Origin of the sequence: Christensenella sp. (assembly GCF_034927525.1) — a bacterium.
Lineage (GTDB): Bacteria > Bacillota > Clostridia > Christensenellales > Christensenellaceae > Christensenella.
Map to the genome: position 1 here is coordinate 1 of NZ_JAYFPU010000230.1, position 6,307 is coordinate 6,307.

6 protein-coding genes and 1 tRNA gene are annotated in these 6,307 nt (G+C 43.8%); all 7 read left to right on the plus strand.

Annotated features, from left to right (window positions below; all coding sequences use genetic code 11):
• Positions 1-314, plus strand: a 314-nt coding sequence (locus tag VB081_RS09620) for a GBS Bsp-like repeat-containing protein (protein ID WP_323400606.1), incomplete at its 5' end; no start/stop codon positions are given.
• A gap of 191 nt (positions 315-505) precedes the next feature.
• Positions 506-1,039, plus strand: a complete 534-nt coding sequence (locus VB081_RS09625) for a GerMN domain-containing protein (RefSeq protein WP_323400607.1) — start codon at positions 506-508, stop codon at positions 1,037-1,039.
• Between the two features lie 96 nt (positions 1,040-1,135).
• A complete protein-coding gene (locus VB081_RS09630; RefSeq protein ID WP_323400608.1) occupies positions 1,136-1,921 on the plus strand; it encodes a transporter substrate-binding domain-containing protein in 786 nt (261 codons plus the stop codon).
• 162 nt (positions 1,922-2,083) lie between these two features.
• Positions 2,084-2,782, plus strand: coding sequence for an amino acid ABC transporter permease (locus tag VB081_RS09635; RefSeq protein ID WP_323400609.1), 699 nt, complete (start codon positions 2,084-2,086; stop codon positions 2,780-2,782).
• Positions 2,783-2,791: 9 nt separating this feature from the next.
• Positions 2,792-3,514 carry an amino acid ABC transporter ATP-binding protein gene (locus VB081_RS09640; RefSeq protein WP_323400610.1) on the plus strand — a complete coding sequence of 241 codons (723 nt, stop codon included), beginning with the start codon at positions 2,792-2,794 and terminating at the stop codon, positions 3,512-3,514.
• A gap of 38 nt (positions 3,515-3,552) precedes the next feature.
• A tRNA-Arg gene (locus VB081_RS09645) sits at positions 3,553-3,628 on the plus strand.
• Positions 3,629-3,656: 28 nt separating this feature from the next.
• The gene (locus VB081_RS09650) at positions 3,657-5,990 is read left to right on the plus strand and encodes a YfhO family protein (RefSeq protein ID WP_323400611.1); all 2,334 of its coding nucleotides are present in this window, start codon (positions 3,657-3,659) and stop codon (positions 5,988-5,990) included.
• Positions 5,991-6,307: the final 317 nt, after the last annotated feature.

Below are 6,307 nucleotides of genomic sequence, written 5' to 3' on the forward strand. Positions count from 1 at the left end.
TAGACCAGACTGCACCAGTGGCGCGAGGAACCAACATAACGCCATATGGGACAACGGGACGACAGTTTCATGCGGGGGCGCTTGATGTAACAGATGAGTCTGGAATTGCAGAGGTGTCGTTTGCAGTGTGGAATGAAACGACGGGGGATGTCAAATGGTATCGTGGCAACTCGTATGGAGGAGGAGACTACGGTGTGCTGGTGGATATTTCCAACCATGGTAGCCGGACAGGAAAATATTACGTATTGGTTTATGCAACGGATGGACTTGGGAATCAGGGAATGACCGGACAGGCGAGCTATTTGATCAGATAACGGGTGTAATAAATTTATTAGTATTGTGTAAACAAATGTTCAATTGGGTTGAATAGAAAATGAGATATTATTATAATGTTTTTGAAACCAAAGAGTATTATATAAAGAAATGGAGTTAATGCTTTATGAGACGAAAATTGTGGATAGGATTGACACTCATAATTATTATGATTAGCCTATTGGGATGTTCTATGGATGCTAAACAGGGAAACATAGCCAACCCTTCCCCCACGGGAGTCTCACAACTTGATGGGGCAGATACGGAAGGGCTACCAAGCGTAAGGCCTTCTGTGGAGGTGACGGCCACACCGGGTCAACCTGAAGATGTGAAGTACAATGGAAAATCGATTAAGATTGAGTATTATGATTTGGTACAACAAAAGCAGGTTGAGACATCATACGAAATTCAAGGAGATGAAAAAAGTCCGGAAGTCGCAATGGAGGCTGTTAATAAAGCTTATTTAGAAGGTGTTTTAGGGACTAGCGGGATAAAGACCAATTCAGTTATTTATTCGGATGGAAATATTTTTATCGATTTTACGTCTGATATTTATGAAATTTCGTTAGGTTCAGAAGGGGAAATAGCATTGCTGGACAGTATTGCGGACGCCTATTTGAATAATATTGATGCGGCGAAGGCCGTGTTTTTTACAGTTGATGGGAAAGGATATGCGTCTGGACATATAGAAATCAAGAAAAATGAAGCATATAAGGTCAAAGAATAAATTTGACATAAAAATGCATAAACACTTGATTTATTGAATGTTATATGTATAATTATACATATTGGGTTTTAAATATTGACACATTTGGAGGAAAAAATGAAAAAGGTTTTAGGTTTGGTACTGGCGGTGGTACTGTGCGCTGCGGTTTTTGCAGGGTGTTCTTCACAGACAAACTCCGTGGAAAAGATCAAGAAAGCTGGAGAGATTGTGTTGTTGACAAATGCGCAGTTCCCTCCTTATGAATACCTAGGTGATGATAATAATCCGGCTGGTGTGGATATCGAAATTGCGCAGAAGATCGCCGACGAGCTGGGCGTGAAATTGACAGTTGTGGACATGGATTTTGACGGCCTGATTCCGGCGCTCAACGGCGGCAAGGGCGATTTCGTTGCGGCGGGTTTCACGATCACAGAAGAACGTAAAAAGAGCGTAGATTTTTCTGACCCGTATGCGACATCGACACAGATGGTTATCGTAACAAAGGAAGGACCGAAGGTAGCGGAAGCATCGGTGGATGCGCTGGCGGGCAAAACAGTCGGTGTGCAGCTTGGTACGACAGGAGACCTGTTCGTCACGGACGAAGTGGAAGGTGCAACGGTAAAGACATACAAGAGCGCGATCGAAGCGGGCATGGATCTTGCAAATGGAAGACTGGATGCTGTAGTCGTTGACCAGTTGCCGGCACAGAGCATCGTTGCAAGCAACGACAAGCTGATGGTATATGACGAAGTGTTGACAACAGAGCAGTATGCGATGGCTGTCAAAAAAGGCGACACGGCGTTGCTTGAGGTGATCAATAAAGTGCTGGGCGAAATGAAGGACGGCATGACAGACCTGACGCAGAAGCATTTTGACGCATATTCTGGAACACCTGCTGCATAAGCAGAGGGTACAAATACAATCAAAAAAAGTTCGCGGAAGAAATTTATGCCGCGAACTTTTTTTTTTGATAAAGTATGGTATAATATACAGTGCTTATGCATTTTTAGAGCATAAAGCGCGACGAGCGGCGGATAAAACAAGCTGCTCTGTGGGGAGTACGGTATGTTTGATAATCTGGGGCAGCAAATTTATAACACATTAATAGCCAATGACCGGTGGACGATGTTCCTAGACGGACTGCTGGTGACGCTGATGATCGCGGGCATCGCGGTGCTGATGGGTGTCGTCATTGGTTCACTGGTTGCGATCGCAAAAGTCAACGCGATGCGCAACAAGCGGCTCAAATGGCTGAACGTGATCTGCGACATTTACCTGACGGTGATCAGGGGAACACCTGTGCTGGTTCAGCTATTGATCATGTATTATATCATTTTTGCCGCTGCACCCATTGAAATGGCTCCTTTTGTCGCTGCGCTCGCGTTTGGTATCAATAGTGGCGCCTATGTTGCTGAGATCGTCCGTTCGGGCATTATGGCGGTGCCAAAGGGGCAGATGGAAGCGGGACGCTCGCTGGGGCTCACAAATGGTATGACGATGCGCACGATCATTTTTCCGCAGGCGATCAAAAATATACTGCCTGCGCTTGGCAATGAATTTATCGTATTATTTAAAGAAACGTCTATCGTTGGTTATGTGGCCGTCATGGATCTCACGCGTGCGGCAGAGCTTGTGCGTTCGAGGACTCTCGATGCGTTTGTGCCGCTGATTTTCATGGCGCTTGTTTATCTTGCGATCGTTATGCTGATCACCTGGGCACTGCGAAAACTGGAAAAACGCCTTGCTCTAAGCGACGCCAGATAGGAGCCGGATATGATTATTGTAAAGAATTTATATAAAGAATTTAATGGGAACAAGGTACTAAGAGGGATAGACGAAAACATAGAACGCGGTGAAAAGGTCGTTATTGTTGGGCCGTCGGGAAGCGGAAAGTCTACCTTTTTGCGTTGCCTCAATATGCTGGAGGAGCCGACGAGCGGCGAGATATGGTTTGAAGAAAAACTTTTGACCGATCGGGCGACAAGTCTGGACCAGATCCGTCAGAAAATGGGGATGGTATTCCAGCAGTTCAATTTATTTCCACATAAGACTGTGGGGCAGAACATTATGCTTGCGCCGCTGAAGCTGGGGTTGATGACTGACGATGAGGCGCAGGAAAGAGCGGAGACGCTGCTCAAAAGAATAGGGCTTTCTGATAAGATTGATTCGTACCCGGCGCAGCTTTCGGGCGGACAGCAGCAGCGCGTGGCGATCGTGCGTGCGCTTGCGATGAATCCGGATGTGATGTTGTTTGACGAACCGACATCCGCGCTTGATCCTGAAATGGTGGGCGAGGTTCTTGATTTTATGCATACTCTTGCGGACGAGGGTATGACGATGGTCGTTGTTACGCATGAAATGGGCTTTGCGCGCGAGGTCGCGACGCGCTGCATGTTTATGGATGAAGGAAAAATATTGGAGCAGGCTCCGCCGACTGAATTTTTTGCAAATCCAAAAAATCCAAGATTGCAGGATTTTCTTTCCAAAGTGTTATAAATGTATTATAATAATAACTGCGCTTTGCAGTTATATATGCACTCGTAGCTCAGCGGATAGAGCACTGGCCTCCGACGCCAGGTGTCGGACGTTCAAATCGTCTCGGGTGCACCAAAGTTTTTATCATGACGGGCAGGAAAGCATGGAGAATGTAAAAGGACTCAATAAAGTTCGTACAATGAATCCCTTTAAATCATATCTTCCAGCTTTTTTGCTTTTAATGATTTTTGTTGTTATTTACTTCATTCCCCTGTTGGCTCAAAATCACGTATTATATCCGCAGCCTACTGAAACCTTTGTGGGGGAAGCGGTTCCGGCGGATGCTATCGTAGGAAACAGCAAATTTTCCGATCATACTTTAGTCTATTATCCTGAAATGGATTTATATCTAAACAACAATAGCTCTCAAAGCTTTTCTACATGGAATCCTTATATTGAGATGGGTCGCCCCACGCATCAGGGGCATGTCATTGGTATATCACAAAATAATCCTATACAGTTTATATTAGCGCAGATATTCAGCGAAGATGCAGCGTTGCTCTATACAAGTTGTTTTGTTGCAACTATATTTCTGACTGCGATTTTTGCGTTTATGTTCCTAAAGGAAAACAGTTTTAGCCCATTGGTTTGTTTTATTTTCGCAGTAGGAATTGCGTGCGGAACATTTTCAAGCTATTGGTCTACTTGTTTGATTGTTGTGGGGCCGCTATGTTGGAGCCTCGGTCTGCTTTGGGGGATATCGAGGGCGGCCAATCGATGTTCAATTCCGGAAATCTTATTGATTGCTTTTGCCGTATATAATTTGCTTTCGATAGGATATGCACAGCGCGTCGTTACACATCTATATTTTGTTCTTGTTTTCTTCATTTATATTATGATCCGAAAGAAATCCGGATGTAGGCAAAGAGGTATCTTCTTTGGACAAGTAGCACTTGCTGTCTTGTTAGGGGTTATACTTGCTTTGCCGGACTTGATCAACACTTATATGCAGTACTCGGCGTCTTCGCGTGTTGCACCGGAGGATAGCTTTTTTCTTGAAGTTCTGCCTCAAAATAGGGCAGGAATCTTCTATTATCTCAGGAATGTATATGATGCCTTTTTTAGCGGAAATCCTAATACCCCAGGATATATATCGGATTTTAATGGCACCAGCTTTACGCCGGTGTTCTTTGTTTGGATGGCATTCTCGCTGGGGATGGGAAAGAAATTTATCAAGAAGCATCTATACCTCATAATCTTTATTGCTGTCTGTATGCTTGCGTGTCTGGTACCGCCGGTTTTTCTTTTCGCAGTAAGGTTTTTGGGGCTAGGTTTTTCGCGAATACAGGCATTCGATGCAGCGTTTATTCCGGGGCTTTTTTTAGCCGCATGTGTTTTGCAGCATATTACAAAAGAAGTGCCGGAATCTTGTTATCAGAAACGGCAGAGGAGGATGATCATTTTTGGCACGGCAATGTTTGCGGTTCCGGTCGTGTTTTTGATCAGATCTCTGGTTCCACAGGAGGCACCGCTCGGACCAGAAGCGGGTCCGGATATTATTCTTTCCTTTGCGTGTGTAGCGGGTGCGGTATTGTTTATGATTTTTCCCAAAAGAAAAATCATTGCGGTGGCCTGTGTTTTTGTGGCGATGATCGCATATGGACAAAGTATGCTGATTGGACGACCGGCAGAATCAATTCAATATGAATCAGAGCTTACTGAAAAAGTGAAGTCGTATTTGACAGATGGCGAACGGATAGCTATTTTAGGAGGACTGGACAATACATTCCTCCCGAATGTAAGCTTGGCAGCCGACATTCCCACCATACATTCGTATAACTCTCTTTCATCAGGAGCTTATCAGGATGAAGCAGAAAAGTTGAGCACTGCTGGAACGCAAGTATTTGGCAGATTTTTTGCCCAAATTGCTGATACTTCTTATTTTAATGAGCCTGCTATGAGCTATGCGGGGATTGGGCTGTTACTCTGTAAATATGATATTGACGTGTATGGGTCGAACACGAACGGATGGAAGTATGTCGGTGAAGTCAATGAGATAAAGCTTTATGTACCAACCGAAAAGCCAGTGTTGTTTAAGCAAATAGAGGACTTTTCTTTGATGGAGGACAATGTTCTATTATCTCAGAAAATAAATGAATACCAAGGGAAAACCGCAGAACTTACAGAACGAAAAGATGATTATCAAAAATATACTGTTTCAGATGTAGATCATGAAACCTTGTTATTTATAAGTCAACAGTATAATAAAGAGTGGAGAGCATATACGGAAGGGCAACCGTTACAGACAGTCACTGTCAACGATTTCTACATGGGAGTGATTATTCCTTCGCATACGCAACAAGTCGAGTTGAAATTTGAAACAATATGGTCATCTTCCTTTTGTGTTATGGTGATATGGTATGTCTTGGGCGGCCTTGTTGTCTTGTCATATGTATTCAGGACAGCGTACAAAAGGGGATATAGAAATAAAAGATAAGCTTTACAATGAAAAATGAAAAATATATGGAATATAGCCATGCAGCGTCGGGCTATATTTTTTTTGTAATTTGTATTTTGGTAGCATCAGGCTGCAGCTTGGTCATTCGTTCGTTGAAATTGTGTCCATCTCTGTATATATTGATAGAAAAGAGAGGGGAGAATCACAATGAGACGAGAGAACAGACCTTTTACGATTATATTTATCGTATACATTGCCTGCTATGTGGTACGCATGATCGAGTTGATGGTATGGCGCACAGATCAGAGCTTTTTGGGCGAGGCATTTATCCAGAAGCTGGCGGGTATCGTTATACT